Raw genomic sequence first — 16323 nt, 5'->3', positions numbered from 1 at the left:
GATCAACCCCCATACAAATTCTTATCATGCTTCTCGACAATCGACGCAAACCGGCGGGCAAAGCGTTCATCCGCCTTGGCCTTTTTCTCCAGCACGTCGCGGGCAAAGACCATGTGGTCCTCATGCGCCTCGAGCATGTCGGCCATTTTCTGGTTGGTCGCGGTGCCGATCGAGGCCATGGCGGTTTGCGCCTCTTGGTCGGTCTGCACGCCGATCTCGTTGATGCGGTGGGCCACGTCCTGCTGCTGCGCGGTTTTCAGCGATTTGGTCAGGGCGTCATACAGCACCACGCGCTGTTGCGTGTCTGTCTGCAGCTTGTTGATCAGCACCATCTGCGTCGCCGCCTGGTTCTGCAGGGAATCGACCCAGGTCTTGCCCTTTTCGATATAGCGCTCAAGCGTTTGGCTTTTGGCCAGCTTGACCTGCTCTTCCTGAACCTTGGCGTTGTATTGCTTGTTCAGCTCAGCCAGTTCGGTCTCCAACTGGGTGCGCGCGGCGGCGTCTTGTTCGACGCTGATCTTGTTCTCCAGCGTGATGATCGTCGGGTCCATGCCCTGAATCTCAGCCCGCAGCGCTTCTAACTCGGCCACGGTGGCCTCACGGTCGTCCAGCGTGCCGGTCAGGTTGTTTTCAACCTTCACGCGCTGCTCTTCCAGCACCGACAGCTGCCCTTCCAGCAGTTTCACGATCACGTCAGATTTGGCGATCAGGTCCTGCAGCTTGTCGTCGATACTGGCGGTGCGCATACGCTCCTGCCGCATCGATTCAGATTTACCCTTCGAGAAGATGCCAACAAACGTCTCCCACCCGGATTTTGAGCGCATCTCGTCAAAATCCTTAGAGAATGCGCTGGTGACGTCATCCAGACCCATGATCAGCTCGGCGATATTGGCGTTCATGACTTCGGTATGGGCGTGCACATCTTCCAAAGTGGCGTTCTCGATATCGATATCCGCCTCGGCCGTACCGATCTTGGCCCGCGCCGCCTCAATCCGCGAGGTCAGCCCTTGGATCTGCGACTGGCTTTCGCGCACTTTCGTCTGTGTTTCTTCAATCAACGCTTCGAATTGCTGGTTCGACATCTCTGCTGTCCCCTGTTTTCTTTATTTACCCAATAAGATAGGGAATGTTATGTTCATTTACATCCCCTTGAGCCCTCAAATCACCGAGACTTTTACAATTTCGCATCGAAAAAGATAGGCCACGCAGGCGAGATATCTGCACTCTGCAACGATGAATTTGATCAAATCTGGATTGATCCTGCCCGCCGAGTGGACATAGACAAATGCGACGCCACCTGTTTGGGTGCGCGCAAACCCTTTTCTGCCGGAGTCCGACCCATGCTGGATACTACGACCGACCTGAAATCCATTCTGAAAAACCCCGATCTGCTGGTGACCAAGGCCTATATCGGCGGCCAGTGGGTCGAGGGTGACAATGGGACGTTTTCCGTCACCAACCCAGCGCGGGGCGATGTGATCGCCGAGGTCGCCGATCTGAGCCGTGCACAGGTTGCAGGTGCCATCGCTCAGGCTGAGGCCGCGCAAAAGGAATGGGCCAAGCTGACCGGCAAGGAACGCGCCGTGATCCTGCGCCGCTGGTACGATCTGATGATGGAAAACGCCGAGGATCTGGGCAAGATTCTGACCGCCGAACAGGGCAAGCCGCTGGCCGAAGCCGTGGGTGAGATCGGCTATGGTGCCTCGTTCATCGAGTTTTTCGGCGAAGAGGCCAAGCGCATCTATGGCGAGACTATTCCAGGTCATCAGCGCGACAAACGCATCATGGTGCTGAAACAGCCCATCGGCGTTGCGGCCTCGATCACGCCGTGGAACTTTCCCAACGCGATGATCACCCGTAAGGCCGGGCCAGCGCTGGCCGCCGGGTGTGCCTTTGTCGCCCGCCCTGCCGCCGAGACTCCCTTGTCCGCGCTGGTTCTGGGCGCATTGGCCGAACAGGCGGGCATTCCGGCTGGTGTATTCAACGTCGTGCCCTCATCCCGCGCCAGCGAGATCGGCAAGGAGTTCTGCGAGAACCCCGGCGTGCGCAAGCTGACCTTTACCGGCTCGACCGAGGTGGGGCGCATCCTGCTGCGGCAGGCCTCGGAACAAGTGATGAAATGCTCGATGGAGCTGGGCGGCAACGCGCCGTTCATCGTGTTTGACGATGCCGATCTGGATGCCGCCGTCGAAGGCGCGATGATGTGCAAGTTCCGCAATAACGGCCAGACCTGTGTCTGCGCCAACCGCATCTATGTGCAGGCCGGTGTCTATGACGCGTTTGCTGCCAAGTTGAAGGCCGCGGTCGAGGCTCTGAACGTCGGCGACGGCCTGAACGAAGGCATCACCACCGGACCGCTGATCAATGATGACGCCGTTGCCAAGGTGCAAGAACACATCAAAGACGTAACCGACAAAGGCGGCCAAATCCTGACCGGTGGCCTGCCGCACGATCTGGGCGGCACCTTCTTTGAGCCGACCATTGTCACCGGTGTGACGCAGGACATGCTGGTGGCGCAGGACGAAACCTTTGGCCCGCTGGCACCGCTGTTCAAGTTCGAGGATGAAGACGACGTGATCGCCATGGCCAATGACACGATCTTTGGTCTGGCCTCGTATTTCTATGCCAAAGATCTCAGCCGCGTTTACAAAGTGGCCGAAGCGTTGGAATACGGGATCGTTGGTGTGAACACCGGCATCATCTCAACCGAGTTAGGCCCGTTCGGCGGCGTCAAACAATCCGGCTTGGGCCGCGAAGGCAGCCATCATGGCATGGAAGACTATCTGGAGATGAAATACATCTGCCTGTCGGTCTGATCCGCCCAAACCTTCGCTGTACAGCTGGCCGTAAAGGCAACGCCCCGCGTCTGGAGGAACGCGGGGCGCATGGTGCGGAAATCCAGAGAGGAACGATTACCGCGGCGTGGTGACTGACTACCTCAGTTTACGGCTTTGGCGTCAACCACATCCTTTTCGATGGCCTTGCTGGACGAAATCTCGATCCGGCGGGCTTTCAGGGCTTCGGGCACCTCGCGCTTGAGATCGATATTCAGCATGCCGTTCTCATGGCTGGCACCGGTGACACGAACGTGGTCGGCAAGGGCAAAACGGCGCTCGAACGCGCGGGTGGCGATGCCGCGGTGCAGATAGCTGCGATCTTTGTCTTCCGCAGTTTTCTTACCGGCAACGACCAACGAATTCTCTTTCACTTCGACCGAAAGATCGGCCTCGGAAAAACCGGCAACAGCAACCGAGATACGATAGGTGTCGACATCGGTTTTTTCGATGTTGTAGGGCGGATAGCTGGGTTGAGCCACATCATTGGTCAGAACGCGATCCATCATGTCAGCGATCTGGTCAAAACCTACGGTGGCGCGGTGCAGCGGTGCAAAGTCAAATGTACGCATATGTCGTATCCTCATGTTTGAGCGATGAACGTAATGCCCTCCGATCGGACGGGCGTTCGATTGTCTCAGGCCCCGTTTGCGGCGACCCGATACATTTGACATGGGAAACGTTCTGGCCGAGTTCAACCCCCTCCGGAGCTGATGAATTTCGCACCGGTATCCGACTTGCCTGATCCCACCTGCAATCGCTTTATTGTCGCCTTTGGTTTAGGGGCATCCCGGCGCAGAGTCGCCTTCAGATCGGCCACAATTTCCTGCAATTCCATACCGAATCCCACTTTCTGCCGACCATCCGTACCAACTGCAGAGACTACTGAAAGTATTTGCCAGCGCGGACCGTTTCGCGCCAACAGGGCCGAACCCGAGGACCCAAAGGTAATGTCGCAGTTGAATGTGATCAGGCCCTGATAGCGCTGCAGGATTTTACAGGACCGTTCCCGCGTAATCGCATTCGATCGGCCCCGACCATACGATGCAAGACTGACCTCATCCCCCGCCACGCGCCCGTTATGCAACGCAAAGGGATCGGCCACGGAATAGGGGATCGGTTGATCCAGCCGCATCAACGCGACATCAACGCGCACGGCATCGGGCGACAGTTGAGCGAAACGTGTGTAATCCGGATGTGCCGCGATCTGCACCACCTTGCGATCTGCCAACGCAGTTCCGTCGCTTAGCCCTGCCCGAAAGGTTACCTGCCCCGGCCCATAGGGTTGACCGGTTCTTTTGTCCAAGGCGCAATGGGCCGCGGTCAGTACCAGATCCTGTGCGATCAACGTACCCGTACAAAACCCCTCGGCGCCGATATCCAGGCGGCCGACGGCCTCCCAGCCATATAGGTCATCGCGGTCGGTGAGTTTGCGTTTTGCACTTTGCGCCTGGGACATCGTTGTCATCATAGCCAGGCATAAAAACAGGCTTGCCCAAAATCGCATCATGGCCGGACGAACCTGGCGCCAATATGACGGCTTGCCGAATCGCCGGTTTCCGAGCCGCTGAATCCGCGCCCGGCGGACAGTTCACTCCGCAGCAAAGGCAGCGAAACCTCGACTGCGGTACCTATGGCCACAGGCTCGCCATTGAATTCCGCCTTGGCCGCCACGACCGAGACGATCCGTGGTCTTTCGCCCTCGAACGCAAATACCGGGGCGCCGGAGGATCCAAACTCGACATCACAGGACAGGACAAGAACCTCGGAAACGCCGGTCACGACCGAGCAGACCTCCTGCAATGATGGCGCCTCGGCGCGGTCCTTCGCATAGGACACAACCCCAACTTCCTGTCCGCGAACGGGCCGATCGCCGGTATCAAATGGAATGACCGAGGTACTGCGGATTGGCTGCCATAGCTCGATCAGCGCAATATCGCTACCGATCCGGTTGGTCGGGGTTTCGTCGTCGTAAAAGTAATCGGGGTGAATCACCGCCCTGCGCGCCGCACGATAGGCAGATGCCCGACCCAGACGCCAGGCGGCAAGAAACTCGACCTTAGACAGGTCAATACGTTGGCCTGTGGCCTTATCATAAAGGCAATGCGCTGCCGTCAGCACCTGGTTCTGCGCAATCAGCGTCGCGGTGCAGAATGCTTCGCCGTCAATATTCAAGCGCCCGACAGCCATCCAGGCCCGCCCGGCATCGGTGGTGTCCAGACTTTTCAGCCCGCTATCCTGCGCCGTTGCAGCCATCGGTATGAGTGCCAGCGCCAAAGCCTTGATCCAGTTTCTCAAGCGGTTCTCCGGCGTTGCTTTCGGCATATGTTCATAGCTGTCAGGTACGGCGAAAATAGGGCATCGACAGTATGGCACGTTTCCCGTTCTATCTGATGCAGCCCTGCATCAGGTAGCTAACGCAGGATCGGCACGGCCGTTCCCACCTCATGACCCTGCTGCATCGCACGCGGCAACGGCCCGCCTGTGGACCAATCCAACAGCTCGACCGTATGCAAAATAGGTATCTGCGTGGCCGAACCGATCTGCATCATGCAACCAATATTGCCTGCAGCGATAACATCGGGGTTCTTAGCCTCAAGCGTCCGAACCTTGCGTTGCTTTAACTGACCCGAGATTTCGGGCTGCATCAGGTTATAGGTCCCGGCACTGCCACAGCACAGATGGCTGTCTGAAGGCTCTAACACGGTGAAACCCGCATTCTTCAACAGATCTTTGGGATGGTTTTTGATCTTTTGCCCATGCTGCAAAGAACAAGCGGCATGATAGGCGACGGTCATGCCCTTGTGCTGGCCTCCGGGCAGGTCCAGCTGCACCAGCAATTCGCTGATATCCATGGCAATCGCCGAAACCCGCGCGGCATCTGCCGCCAAAGCCTCGTTTCGGAACATGTGCCCGTAATCCTTGACGGTCGTACCACAACCCGAGGTGTTGATGACGATGGCATCCAGCCCCTGGCTATCGATCTCTCTGGTCCAGGCCTGTATATTGGCCGCCGCCGCTTTGTGGCTGTCAGCCACCTTGCCCATGTGATGGGTCAGCGCACCACAGCATCCCGCGCCTTTGGCCACAACGACTTCGCAGCCCAGCCGGGTCAGCAGGCGAATCGTGGCGTCGTTGATATCCGTGTTCAGCGCCTTTTGGGCGCAGCCTGTCATCAGCGCCACGCGCTTTTTCGACGCTCCATTAGGGGCAAAGCGTTGCGGGTCATCGTTGCGGCTGACCGGAGGGATTTGTTTTGGTGCCATCTCCAGCATCGCCCGCAGCCGCGCATCCGGCATCAGAAACCGGAAGGGACGGCCCAGCTTGGCCCCGATCAGGGCCCAGCGAAACCGCATCGGATAGGGCAGAATCTGCGCCAGAACCCAACGCAAAAGACGATCGGTCAGGGGGCGTTTGTAATTCTGCTCAATATACACCCGCGCGTGATCGACCAGATGCATGTAATGAACGCCCGACGGACAAGTGGTCATGCAGGCCAGACAGGACAGACAGCGGTCGATATGTTTGACGGTTTTTTCATCCGGGACACGCTCATTCTCAAGCATGTCCTTGATCAGGTAGATCCGTCCGCGCGGGCTGTCGAGCTCATCCCCCAGCACCTGATAGGTCGGGCAGGTGGCAGTACAAAAGCCGCAATGAACACAGCTGCGCAGGATCTGGTTCGATCGCTGGATCGCCGGATCCTGCAACTGTTTTTCGGTGAAATCTGTCTGCATTACCCTACCCCATCAGCCCCGGGTTAAACAGCCCTCGGGGGTCAAATTTCGCCCGAATGCCTTTTATTAGAGCCTGTATAGCTACACTCTCAGGCTGGAACCGGCCCAGCCGCTTGACCGTTTCCGCATCGCCGCGCACAAGGGTTGCATGACCCGAGAAGGTGCCAAGACGCGCCCGCAAATCGGTTCCCGCAGGAAGGCGCAGCCAGATCAGACCCCCGCCCCAGTCGTAGAGCACCTGTTCAGCCTCGGCCCGCGCCGCGATCATCGGGGCGTCACCGGGCGTGACAGACAGACGCCACACGTCGCCAGTCTTGCCCCGGAACGCGTGAACATCGCGGATCGCCGTCCACAGCGTTGCCGGTTCATCGACATTTGCGATCTGGCCGAACCCAGACAGTTCGGATGTCAGCCTCTCGGTTCTGTAAGCGACGGAATCGGCAAAACCTTCGACTCTAATTAAGGCCTTTTCGCCTTCCGGGTCATAAGCTGCGCCAGTGACCTCGAACGGAGATCTAAGCGCTGCGGACAGCGTTTTTATCGCTGCATCTGCATCAGATACGGTCACTGACAGGGTTGCTGTGTGGTCCGGCTTGGGCAGGACTTTCAGCGATACTTCGGTCAGCACGCCCAAAGTCCCCCAGGACCCGCACATCAGCTTGACCAGATCATAGCCGGTGACATTCTTCATCACCCGACCGCCATTTTTGATCACCTGCCCGGCGCCATTAACATATCGTACCCCCAGCAAGAAATCGCGGCATGCTCCCGCCTGAATTCGGCGTGGCCCGGAAATGTTAGCAGCAACCACACCGCCGATTGTCGGCTCGCCTTCGGTGTCCAGCAAGCCGCGGTGGTCCATCGGTTCAAATGCCAGTTGCTGGCCCTCGGCGTCTAATGCGGCCTCAACCTCGGCCAACGATGTCCCGGCCTGCGCAACCAGCGTCAGGGCACCGGGTTCATACAGTGTGATGCCGGTCAGCCTGCCGGTCTCAATCACTTCGTCAGGCCCCGCGATACCACGGGTGCCACCGCCGGCGATACGCACGGCGCCTGTCAACCCGACCACCATCTGGGCCAGTTCAGTTTCTGACGTGGGTTTCATCATATTTCTCTTTGTTAGAGCCTATTTTGAAGCCATTTTCGGGTCGCGACGGGATTCGGAGGCGTCCAGCGGGAACACTTTGGCGGGGTTCAGCAACCATCCTGGATCGAACACATCTTTAACCGCCATCTGCGCCTCAAGATCGGCAGGGGCATATTGATGATGCATCAGATCGCGCTTTTCGATTCCCACACCGTGCTCGCCGGTCAGGCAACCGCCCTCATCCACACAAAGTTTCAGGATTTCCGCCCCGAACGCCTCACATTTTTCGAGGTCGCCGGGTTTGTTGGCATCAAACAGGATCAAAGGGTGCATGTTCCCGTCGCCGGCATGGAATACATTTCCAACCGGCAGGCCGAACTCATCGCTCAGCTCACCAATCCGGCGCAATACGGCGGGCAGCGCCGATACCGGGATGGTCCCGTCCAGACACATATAGTCGTTCATCTGCCCCATGGCGCCAAAGGCCGATTTGCGGCCCAACCAGATCCGGGCGCTTTCATCCGCCGACTGGCTCTCGCGCAGCTCGACCGGATTGTGGCGTTTTGCAATCTCGACAATCTTGGCCAGCTGGCTGTCGATCTCGGCCTCCGAGCCTTCGACCTCGACAATCAACAATGCTTCGCATTCTGGATACCCGGCATGTGCAAAGTTTTCGCAGGCCTGAATGCACAGGCGATCCATGAACTCAATCGCAACAGGCAAGATACCGGACTTGATGATGTCCGAAACGCATTGGCCTGCGATTTCATTGTCATCAAACCCCATCAGGACGGGCCGTGCGCCTTCGGGCTTGCGCAGGATGCGCAGGGTCGCTTCGGTGACAACGCCCAGTTGCCCTTCGGACCCGCAGATCACCCCCAGCAGGTCAAGACCCGCCGCGTCCAGATTCGCGCCACCGATTTCGACGACGCTGCCATCCATCATCACCAGGGTCACACCCAGCAGGTTGTTCGTGGTCACCCCGTATTTCAGGCAATGCGCCCCGCCGGAATTCATCGCGATATTGCCCGCAATCGCACAAGCCAGTTGCGACGACGGATCGGGGGCATAAAAGAAATCCTCTTCCTCGACCGCGCCGGTGACGCTCAGGTTGGTGCGCCCGGTCTGGACCTTGATGAATCGGTTGTCATAATCAACCTCCAGCACGTCGTTCATCCGGGCCACGCCCAGTATGACGCAATCAGCTGTTGGCAGCGCCCCCCCGGCCAGCGACGTACCTGCACCGCGCGGCACCACCGGCACGCCTTCGTCATGGCAAATGCGCAAGATATCCGAGACCTGCTGCGTGGTCGAAGGCAAAACCGCCAGCATCGGCGGGCATCTATAGGCGGTCAAAGCATCGCATTCATAGGCGCGTGTCTCGGCCGGGTCATGAATGATCGCGTCGTCCGGCAGAACCCCCGACAGGCGCGCCACCACCGCATCTTTGCGACGCAAGACATCAGGGCTTGGCTTTGGCATTTCCATGGCAGGCTCCTTGGTTTGGTAAAATAATATTACCAATTTGTCAGTATGGCAAGTTCCGACTTCCGGAAGTACTGTCACGGCCATGACCTGGATTGACCGCGCCGCTCTGTTTGCCCCTTTGGATTTTGCCGCCATAACGCTGATGATGGGGGCCTGGCTGTGCCTTGGGTGGATGATCGAAAACCCGTCGCCAAAGAAGCGGTCAGTGGCCTTGATGATGGATGAGTATCGCCGCGACTGGATGCGCGAGATGGTCACACGCCAGCCAAGGATGTTTGACGCGCAGGTCGTGGCCACGATGCGGCAAGGCAGTACCTTCTTTGCCTCGACCACGATGATTGCCATCGGTGGGGGACTGGCCCTGCTGGGCAATACCGAGCGTCTGGCCGGTGTCGCCAGTGATCTGGCCATCGGCAGCTTTCCAGCCCTGGTGTGGGAGATCAAGATACTCGCCGTCGTGCTGCTGCTGGCCAATGCCTTTCTGAAATATGTCTGGGCGCATCGTCTGTTCGGCTATTGCGCGGTACTGATGGCCGCGGTCCCGAATGAGCCCGAAAATCCCATCGCCTATCCCCGCGCCACGCAATCGGCCGAGATCTGTGTCACCGCCGCCCGCAGCTTTAACCGCGGGCTGCGCTCTACCTATTTCGCACTGGCCTTGCTTGCATGGTTTCTGGGGCCACTCGCGTTGATCGTCGGCACAGTTATCACTGCAGGCCTGCTTTACCGACGCGAATTCGCCTCGCAATCCCGCGCGATCCTACTGGCACAGGCAGACAATACGCCGTCGTGATCTAATGCCATGGCTGTGGCGTTACTGCGTCGCCTTTAGTTCTTCCTTGTTACGAGCTGGTTTTCGTGTGGGTCGAAACGAACTTTTTAATCAACGCACAATGAATTGCTGATTTGAGCCCAAAATGCCGATTGCTGCGCCTCAATCCAATGACTAGTTATCGTTGGTAACGGCGCTCATTACTTTTTGGTCGCCCACCAAAACCAATCACGGCGCTGATATCTGACGTAATCCTAGAATCCTAACGCTGTAAGCGCTGCACGTGTTGTGTTTCTTGCCTCACCCTTAGGAAGGGGGAAGGCCGCGAAAAAATGATCTAGTGACGCGTCCGGGCGACGCTTGCGGGCGCAATCAGCAAATCTACGGCCGTCTTCTATGTTTCCATTCGCCTGATGGGCCATAGCCGCTAACATATCGATGAGGAAATGCGCGCCGGGTGTGCGTGCAGACAGATCCCCCCAATGCGCGGCCTCTTCCCATTGGCAACTGTTGATCCGTGCCCATGCTTTCATGCCGTGCATTCCATAGAGCAACGGGTCTAGCGGGCTGAGACGCGTCGCCAGATCTGCACGTTGGTCAATGTTATCACTGACGCCGTTCAACGCTTGCACTAGACCGAGCGAGTAGTGACCCTGCGCATAATTTGGATTTAGCGAAACAGCCTGTTGCAAGTAATGCACCGCAGTATCCAAATCTTGCTGAATCCAATAACTCCGCCCAAGCACAAAATTGGAAAACGGGTCATCGGGGGCCTGTTCCATTGCCCGTTCAGCAGCAGATAAGGCATCCTGAGCGGCAACACCGCGATCAGCGCCGAAACCGGTAAACGCCTTCTGGAAAGAAACGAAAGAAAGCCCGGCATGGGCACGTGCAAAATTGGGCGCACGGGCAAGAGCTTCTTTGAAATATCTGGCAGACAAAGCGTTGTCTTCTTGGGTGAACCGATAAATGTGGTTTAGTCCAAGGTGGAAAAAGCTCCAGGCGTCGAGGGATTCAATATCCTGCCGTCGGGCCTCGGCGGCCTGATGGCGCGGAACATGGAGTTCGACCGCCGCTACTACAGAATTGGTGACATCGGCCTTGATAGAAAAAATGTCATCAATCAGGCCAGTGTAGCGATCAGCCCAGATCACTTGTCCAGAATCCGCAGCAGCAAGCACCGGCGACACGGTCAGATTTGGTCCGCTAATCTCGACGCTACCCGACAGCACATATCTTACATCTAGCTGCTCGCGCACACTTTGCGTGTTTGCAACGCTACCGAGTTGGAAACTTGAGGCGCGCGCAATGACTGTCACCCACTTTGTCAGCGACAACGACACAATCAATTCATGTGCAAGGGCCGGAGCGATCACCCCAGCCTTATCTGTTTCTCCAAAGGCCTGAAACGGCAACACGGCAATGGATGGAGCGACCCCTTCATTGATGATCAGCGTCTCTGCGAGGTTTGCGTCGACCTTTTTGGTCACCGGCAATTCGAACCGAAAGCCCTGTCCCCGGATCGTGCGGATGATGCTTTGCGTTTTCCCGTCATCCCCCAAAGCGGCACGGGCAGATCGGATACGGCTTGCAATAGCGGCATCTGAAATTGGAGCGCCATTCCAGATTTTGGTGACAATTTCGTCCAATGTCGTCACGCGCGAGCCGTTTTGGACCAATAAGCTCAGCAACAGGAAAACCTGCCGTTCAAGATGAACGCCTTGACCGTCCGAATACCGCAATTCAGCGGCAGCGTGGTCCAGCTCGAAATTGCCAAAACAGAATTTCATGAAAGAAATCTATCAGAAGTCGCGGTATTCTACACCATTTCTACAAGCTGTCTGCAAGCTTGTGCGCGAACCATCGGGCAAAGTCAGTACATTAATGCAGAGCATCATCCATTCAAAGAGGGGCTAGGAAAGTGATTTACGCAAATATCAACGAAACAATCGGACAAACGCCGGTAGTCCGGATCAACAATTTGGCACCCGATCACGTAGAGCTTTTTGTCAAAGCCGAGTTTTTCAATCCCGCAGCATCTGTCAAAGACAGGTTAGCGCTTAGCATTATCGAAGAAGCCGAGAAAAGCGGGGCGCTAAAACCAGGCCAAACGGTTGTTGAGGCAACCAGCGGCAACACCGGGATTGGTCTGGCGATGGTGTGTGCTGCAAAGGGCTATCCATTGGTGATCGTAATGGCGGACAGTTTTTCCGTCGAGCGGAGGCGCCTCATGCGGGTGTTGGGGGCGAAAGTGGTGCTGACACCGCGGGCCGAAAAGGCGATGGGAATGTACAACAAGGCGGTAGAGCTGGCCGAGGCCAACGGTTGGTTTCTGGCCCGTCAATTTGAAACGGACGCGAATGCAAAAGTTCATGAAATGACAACAGGTCCTGAAATTATCGCAGATTTCAAGGATAAGCGGCTGACGCATTTTGTAACGGGATTTGGCACAGGAGGCACATTGACCGGAGTCGCGCGCGTGCTGCGTCGCGAGTCACCCGATACCCGGATTATTCTGACCGAACCCGAGAATGCCGGACTCGTAGGAAGTGGGATTGCGCAGGATCGCAATTCTGATGGAAGCCCTGCCGCCGGTCATTCAGCTTGGCAACCGCACCCGTTTCAAGGTTGGTCGCCTGACTTTATCCCGGCTGTGTTGCAAGAAGCTTTGGACAACGGATCATTTGACGAACTGATGCCCGTCGTCGGTCCTGGCGCGATCAATATGGCACTGCAGCTTGCCCAGAAAGAGGGCATTCTGACGGGGGTATCTGGTGGCGGCACGGTTCTGGCAGCACTGCAAGTTGCTAAGACCGCCCCTGAAGGATCCGTTATTTTGGCGATGTTGCCAGATACGGCTGAACGCTATCTTTCGACGCCTTTGTTTGACGACATCGAGGCCGAGATGACCGACGAGGAACGCGCGATTTCCCTGTCCACACCAAGTTCGCAAATGGCGGGCGAGTAATGGACAGAATGCTGCATCAGGAAGAAACACTCGACCCGGAAGACTGGGAAGCCATGCGTGCCACGGCGTACCGCATGGTGGATGAAGCTGTGTCTCGGCTTTCCAATGTGCGCGAATCTCCTGTTTGGCAAAACATGCCAGACAGTGTGCGCACGACATACAAAGAAGCGCTACCGAGATCGGGAATGCCACTTGATACAGTCTTTGAAGAGATGAAAACCAACTTGCTGCCCTATCCAATGGGTAACATCCATCCCAGGTTTTGGATGTGGTATATGGGTGCCAGCAATTTTACCGGCGCTCTCGGCGACTTTATAGCTGCCATTCTGGGGTCAAACCTCGGCGGCGGAAATCACGCCGCAGCTCTTATGGACCAGCAAGTGGTGGACTGGCTCAAGACCATGGTCGGGTTCCCGGTTGGTGCTAGTGGAACCTTGACCAGTGGTGGCTCCGTAGCCAACCTGATAGGCCTCACGGTTGCGCGCAACACAGCGCTCGGCCAGCAAACCATCAGGGAACATGGGGTCGGCGGTGCTAGGCTAGCGTTTTATGCGTCCGATCAGGTTCATGGCTGCCATCTGACTGCAATGGAAGTGCTGGGCCTTGGATCAAATTCCCTGCGGTGCCTGCCATCCCGATCAGACTATACGATCGACGTTACAGCCTTGCGTGCACAGATTGCCGAAGACCGCGCGCATGGCATCCAGCCAGTCGCCATTATCGCAACAGCTGGAACTATCAACACCGGCGCAATTGACGATTTGCCCGCACTCGCAGATGTGTCCCGGCGCGAAGGTCTCTGGCTTCACGTGGACGGTTGCATCGGAGCGCTAGCCGCTATCGCTCCTAAAAACGGAGATAAACTAAAAGGTTTGGACAAAGCTGACTCTGTTGCGCTGGATCCACATAAATGGCTGCATGCACCGTTTGAAGTTGGCTGTTGCGTGGTCAAAGACAAATCGCAACATGTTGATACTTTCGCGCTTAGCCAGTCATATTTGGAGAAGGAACCACGCGGCGTGGCCGCTGCCGATTGGCTACATGATTTTGGCATTCAGACATCGCGCGGGTTCCGGGCGCTTAAGGTTTGGATGAGCCTGAAGGAACATGGTGTCGAAAAATTTGGTCGGCTGATCGACCAGAACATCAACCAAGCAGAGTATCTGGCGGATCGCATCCGAGTGGCAAAGGATATCGAACTATTGGCCGATCCTATGTTGGACATCGTATGCTTTCGCGTTTGCCTGCCCAATTTGACGGAATCCAATCTCGAAGCCCTCAACCGAGAAGTCATGCTGCGACTGCAGGAAGATGGGGTTGCGGCGCTCTCTGACACGAGAGTTGGGTCGACCTATGCGCTGCGCTGCGCCATTTCCAATCACCGAACGCAACTGAGTGATCTTGACATACTTGTGGAGCAAATAGAGGAATTGATCCCGACATGCAGATCGACCTTGCTCGATAACGAACCATACTGAAGGTATTGGTTGTGCGAGCAAAATACGTTTCATGTGATGCTCTGATACCATAGTGATTGCAACTGGTTGCATAGAAGTTGCCCACGTGCTGTTGACGGTCTGGCAGCACTAGGATGTCGGTTTGCTGCCGTGGACAATTCCCCAGCCCTCCGTTTGGAGTCGGATCTACCCGCGCGAAACGCTATGCAGCCAAAAAGAAAACCTTTGTGGGGCCCGCCAAGAGTTTAGGATCGAAACATGCGATATGTGATTCTCTGCACCTTTCTGGCCAGCCCCGCCCTTGCCGATCCGCCAACGATCGAGCAGGTCAACGCCTCGTCCAGCGGTGGCAGTTGGCGTTTCGATGTGACGATCCGGCATCCGGACACCGGATGGGATCACTATGCCGATGGCTGGCGTGTGCTGGATATGGATAGGAATGAGCTGGGGATGCGTGTGTTGCATCACCCGCATGAGACGGAACAGCCATTTACCCGCTCGCTGGGCGGGGTGGCAATTCCTGATGGTACATCTCAGGTCCAAATACAGGCCCGTTGCAGCGTGGATGGCTGGGCAGACGAAACCATTGTTGTGCCGCTGAACTGACCTCAGAATACGCCCAACGCCAGCCCTGCGGCCATCGCCTGCCCCAAGTCGCGGCATGTCTGCAGCGCCTCTTCAGGGATGCGTTTTTCGGCCAGGATCGCCTCGGGCGTTTGTGCATGGGTGCAGATAATCAGCGGCGACTGAACTTCTTTCAGCCGCCATCCGGTTGCAATTCGGGCCGTCTGTCGTGCCGCATTCTGCCCGTCGGACCCGGCACAGATCATCTGGGCAAAGGGGCGACCTTCGATGCGACCAAGAACCGGATAATAACAGCGGTCGTAAAACTCTTTCATCACGCCCGAAATCGCCGCCAGGTTTTCGGGTGCGCAGAAGATATAACCATCTGCGGCCTGCAGATCTTGGGGTCCGGCCCGCTCTGCGGGTTTCAAAACGGTGTCGGCCTCATCGTGCGCACCTTCGGCAGCAGCTTCGGCCATCTGCCGGGCGCCGCCGGTGCGTGAATGGTAAACGATCAATAGCTGCGCCATGTCAGACCCGGTGATAGGGACCGCCCGACAGGATGGTTGCGGCCCGATAAAGTTGCTCGGCCAGCATCACACGGACCAGCATGTGGGGCCAGACCATGGACCCGAAAGAGATGGAGAAATCCGCCTCGGCGCGCAGATCAGGATCTATTCCGTCGGCACCGCCAATGATCAGCGCCAGATCCTGCCGCCCCGCATCGCGCCAACCGCCCAGCTTTTGGGCAAAATCGGGCGAGGACATCACCCGCCCCCGTTCATCCAGCGTGCAGATTACGGTGCCTTTGGGCAGCGCCTTGCGCAGCAATGTGGCCTCGGCCCCCATCCCTGCGTTTTTCTTGTCTTCAACCTCGATCACCCGCGCAGGCCCAAGGCCCAGCGCGCGGCCGGTCCGATCAAATCGGGTCAGGTAATCATCAAGCAGGGATTTCTCGGGTCCGGCGCGCAATCGCCCGACCGCAACTATGCTGATCCGCATATCTCTCTCGCCTCCGGCCCGTTAATGCAGGCCGGGATAGCGCCTCAGTTCGCCGAGGCGCTGCTGCCCGCAGGCTGCCACATCTTTTCCAGCTGATAGAATTCACGCACTTCGGGGCGGAAGATATGAACGACCACATCGCCCGTATCGATCAGCACCCAGTCGCCGGCATCCTTGCCTTCGACCTTCGAGGTGAATCCGAATTCCTGCTTGATGCGATCCGTCAGCTTTTCCGCCATGGCCGAGACCTGACGGGTCGATCGACCCGAGGCAATAACCATGTGATCCGCGACGGACGACTTGCCCTGCAGGTTGATCTGCACGACGTCTTCGGCCTTGTCATCGGAAAGTGAGGAAAGGATACGTTCAAGCAGCTTGTCGCTGATTGACTGAGAGTGGGCCATCATATTGGCC

At 57.2% G+C, this 16323-nt stretch carries 16 protein-coding genes; 5 read left to right on the top strand and 11 right to left on the bottom strand.

Annotation, left to right across the window (positions count from 1 at the left end):
• Window positions 1-2: 2 nt before the first annotated feature.
• On the bottom strand, window positions 3-1082 hold the full coding sequence (locus tag AC2FLE_RS12235) for a coiled-coil domain-containing protein (protein ID WP_271950875.1): 1080 nt from the start codon (window positions 1080-1082) through the stop codon (window positions 3-5).
• A gap of 258 nt (window positions 1083-1340) precedes the next feature.
• On the opposite strand from AC2FLE_RS12235, the gene AC2FLE_RS12230 reads away from it, so the two are divergent.
• On the top strand, window positions 1341-2816 hold the full coding sequence (locus AC2FLE_RS12230) for an NAD-dependent succinate-semialdehyde dehydrogenase (protein WP_496697332.1): 1476 nt from the start codon (window positions 1341-1343) through the stop codon (window positions 2814-2816).
• A 122-nt stretch (window positions 2817-2938) separates the two neighbouring features.
• Here the strand turns inward: AC2FLE_RS12230 and AC2FLE_RS12225 are convergent, their stop codons facing one another.
• The 6 genes from AC2FLE_RS12225 to AC2FLE_RS12200 form a co-directional block, all read right to left on the bottom strand.
• Window positions 2939-3406 carry an Hsp20 family protein gene (locus AC2FLE_RS12225; protein WP_142638359.1) on the bottom strand — a complete coding sequence of 156 codons (468 nt, stop codon included), beginning with the start codon at window positions 3404-3406 and terminating at the stop codon, window positions 2939-2941.
• 122 nt (window positions 3407-3528) lie between these two features.
• On the bottom strand, window positions 3529-4293 hold the full coding sequence (locus AC2FLE_RS12220; protein ID WP_496697330.1) for a trypsin-like serine peptidase: 765 nt from the start codon (window positions 4291-4293) through the stop codon (window positions 3529-3531).
• Window positions 4294-4340: 47 nt separating this feature from the next.
• Entirely contained in the window at window positions 4341-5132 is a 792-nt protein-coding gene (locus tag AC2FLE_RS12215; RefSeq protein WP_281973552.1) for a trypsin-like serine peptidase, read from the bottom strand.
• Between the two features lie 116 nt (window positions 5133-5248).
• Window positions 5249-6571 carry a glycolate oxidase subunit GlcF gene (gene glcF, locus AC2FLE_RS12210; protein ID WP_496697328.1) on the bottom strand — a complete coding sequence of 441 codons (1323 nt, stop codon included), beginning with the start codon at window positions 6569-6571 and terminating at the stop codon, window positions 5249-5251.
• A 4-nt stretch (window positions 6572-6575) separates the two neighbouring features.
• Window positions 6576-7676: an FAD-binding protein gene (locus AC2FLE_RS12205; protein ID WP_496697326.1), complete on the bottom strand. Its 1101-nt coding sequence runs from the start codon at window positions 7674-7676 to the stop codon at window positions 6576-6578.
• Between the two features lie 21 nt (window positions 7677-7697).
• Window positions 7698-9146, bottom strand: coding sequence for an FAD-linked oxidase C-terminal domain-containing protein (locus AC2FLE_RS12200; protein ID WP_496697324.1), 1449 nt, complete (start codon window positions 9144-9146; stop codon window positions 7698-7700).
• A gap of 82 nt (window positions 9147-9228) precedes the next feature.
• Here AC2FLE_RS12200 and AC2FLE_RS12195 point away from each other — a divergent pair, with 82 nt between their 5' ends.
• Entirely contained in the window at window positions 9229-9939 is a 711-nt protein-coding gene (locus tag AC2FLE_RS12195) for a DUF599 domain-containing protein (protein WP_496697322.1), read from the top strand.
• 233 nt (window positions 9940-10172) lie between these two features.
• Here AC2FLE_RS12195 and AC2FLE_RS12190 read toward each other — a convergent pair whose 3' ends face one another.
• Complete coding sequence (locus AC2FLE_RS12190) at window positions 10173-11708, bottom strand: winged helix-turn-helix domain-containing protein (RefSeq protein WP_496697321.1); 1536 nt, start codon at window positions 11706-11708, stop codon at window positions 10173-10175.
• 131 nt (window positions 11709-11839) lie between these two features.
• On the opposite strand from AC2FLE_RS12190, the gene AC2FLE_RS12185 reads away from it, so the two are divergent.
• From AC2FLE_RS12185 to AC2FLE_RS12175, 3 genes are all read left to right on the top strand, one after another.
• On the top strand, window positions 11840-12886 hold the full coding sequence (locus AC2FLE_RS12185; protein ID WP_496697320.1) for a PLP-dependent cysteine synthase family protein: 1047 nt from the start codon (window positions 11840-11842) through the stop codon (window positions 12884-12886).
• Window positions 12886-14364 (top strand): pyridoxal phosphate-dependent decarboxylase family protein, encoded by a 1479-nt coding sequence (locus AC2FLE_RS12180; protein ID WP_496697318.1) that lies wholly within the window; start codon window positions 12886-12888, stop codon window positions 14362-14364. The genes AC2FLE_RS12185 and AC2FLE_RS12180 overlap by 1 nt, the downstream gene beginning before the upstream one ends.
• A 237-nt stretch (window positions 14365-14601) precedes the next feature.
• Window positions 14602-14949 carry a hypothetical protein gene (locus AC2FLE_RS12175; RefSeq protein ID WP_496697316.1) on the top strand — a complete coding sequence of 116 codons (348 nt, stop codon included), beginning with the start codon at window positions 14602-14604 and terminating at the stop codon, window positions 14947-14949.
• A 2-nt stretch (window positions 14950-14951) separates the two neighbouring features.
• Here the strand turns inward: AC2FLE_RS12175 and AC2FLE_RS12170 are convergent, their stop codons facing one another.
• Genes AC2FLE_RS12170 through rsfS form a run of 3 tightly spaced genes read right to left on the bottom strand, consistent with a single transcriptional unit; the run spans window position 14952 to window position 16316 of the window.
• The gene (locus tag AC2FLE_RS12170; protein WP_496697314.1) at window positions 14952-15437 is read right to left on the bottom strand and encodes a flavodoxin family protein; all 486 of its coding nucleotides are present in this window, start codon (window positions 15435-15437) and stop codon (window positions 14952-14954) included.
• Between the two features lies 1 nt (window position 15438).
• Window positions 15439-15909 carry a 23S rRNA (pseudouridine(1915)-N(3))-methyltransferase RlmH gene (gene rlmH, locus AC2FLE_RS12165; protein ID WP_496689876.1) on the bottom strand — a complete coding sequence of 157 codons (471 nt, stop codon included), beginning with the start codon at window positions 15907-15909 and terminating at the stop codon, window positions 15439-15441.
• 44 nt (window positions 15910-15953) lie between these two features.
• Window positions 15954-16316 carry a ribosome silencing factor gene (gene rsfS, locus AC2FLE_RS12160; protein ID WP_496692685.1) on the bottom strand — a complete coding sequence of 121 codons (363 nt, stop codon included), beginning with the start codon at window positions 16314-16316 and terminating at the stop codon, window positions 15954-15956.
• Window positions 16317-16323: the final 7 nt, after the last annotated feature.

The organism is Ruegeria sp. CDSA077 (assembly GCF_059612265.1).
This window is presented reverse-complemented; position numbering and strand designations above follow the sequence as displayed.

Excerpts from the sequence above, each read along its gene's own strand:
- AC2FLE_RS12235 (WP_271950875.1), bottom strand. The coding sequence starts at position 1,082 with ATGTCGAACCAGCAATTCGAAGCGTTGATTGAAGAAACACAGACGAAA.
- AC2FLE_RS12230 (WP_496697332.1), top strand. The coding sequence starts at position 1,341 with ATGCTGGATACTACGACCGACCTGAAATCCATTCTGAAAAACCCCGAT.
- AC2FLE_RS12225 (WP_142638359.1), bottom strand. The coding sequence starts at position 3,406 with ATGCGTACATTTGACTTTGCACCGCTGCACCGCGCCACCGTAGGTTTT.
- AC2FLE_RS12220 (WP_496697330.1), bottom strand. The coding sequence starts at position 4,293 with ATGTCCCAGGCGCAAAGTGCAAAACGCAAACTCACCGACCGCGATGAC.
- glcF (WP_496697328.1), bottom strand. The coding sequence starts at position 6,571 with ATGCAGACAGATTTCACCGAAAAACAGTTGCAGGATCCGGCGATCCAG.
- AC2FLE_RS12205 (WP_496697326.1), bottom strand. The coding sequence starts at position 7,676 with ATGAAACCCACGTCAGAAACTGAACTGGCCCAGATGGTGGTCGGGTTG.
- AC2FLE_RS12200 (WP_496697324.1), bottom strand. The coding sequence starts at position 9,146 with ATGGAAATGCCAAAGCCAAGCCCTGATGTCTTGCGTCGCAAAGATGCG.
- AC2FLE_RS12195 (WP_496697322.1), top strand. The coding sequence starts at position 9,229 with ATGACCTGGATTGACCGCGCCGCTCTGTTTGCCCCTTTGGATTTTGCC.
- AC2FLE_RS12190 (WP_496697321.1), bottom strand. The coding sequence starts at position 11,708 with ATGAAATTCTGTTTTGGCAATTTCGAGCTGGACCACGCTGCCGCTGAA.
- AC2FLE_RS12180 (WP_496697318.1), top strand. The coding sequence starts at position 12,886 with ATGGACAGAATGCTGCATCAGGAAGAAACACTCGACCCGGAAGACTGG.
- AC2FLE_RS12175 (WP_496697316.1), top strand. The coding sequence starts at position 14,602 with ATGCGATATGTGATTCTCTGCACCTTTCTGGCCAGCCCCGCCCTTGCC.
- AC2FLE_RS12170 (WP_496697314.1), bottom strand. The coding sequence starts at position 15,437 with ATGGCGCAGCTATTGATCGTTTACCATTCACGCACCGGCGGCGCCCGG.
- rlmH (WP_496689876.1), bottom strand. The coding sequence starts at position 15,909 with ATGCGGATCAGCATAGTTGCGGTCGGGCGATTGCGCGCCGGACCCGAG.
- rsfS (WP_496692685.1), bottom strand. The coding sequence starts at position 16,316 with ATGATGGCCCACTCTCAGTCAATCAGCGACAAGCTGCTTGAACGTATC.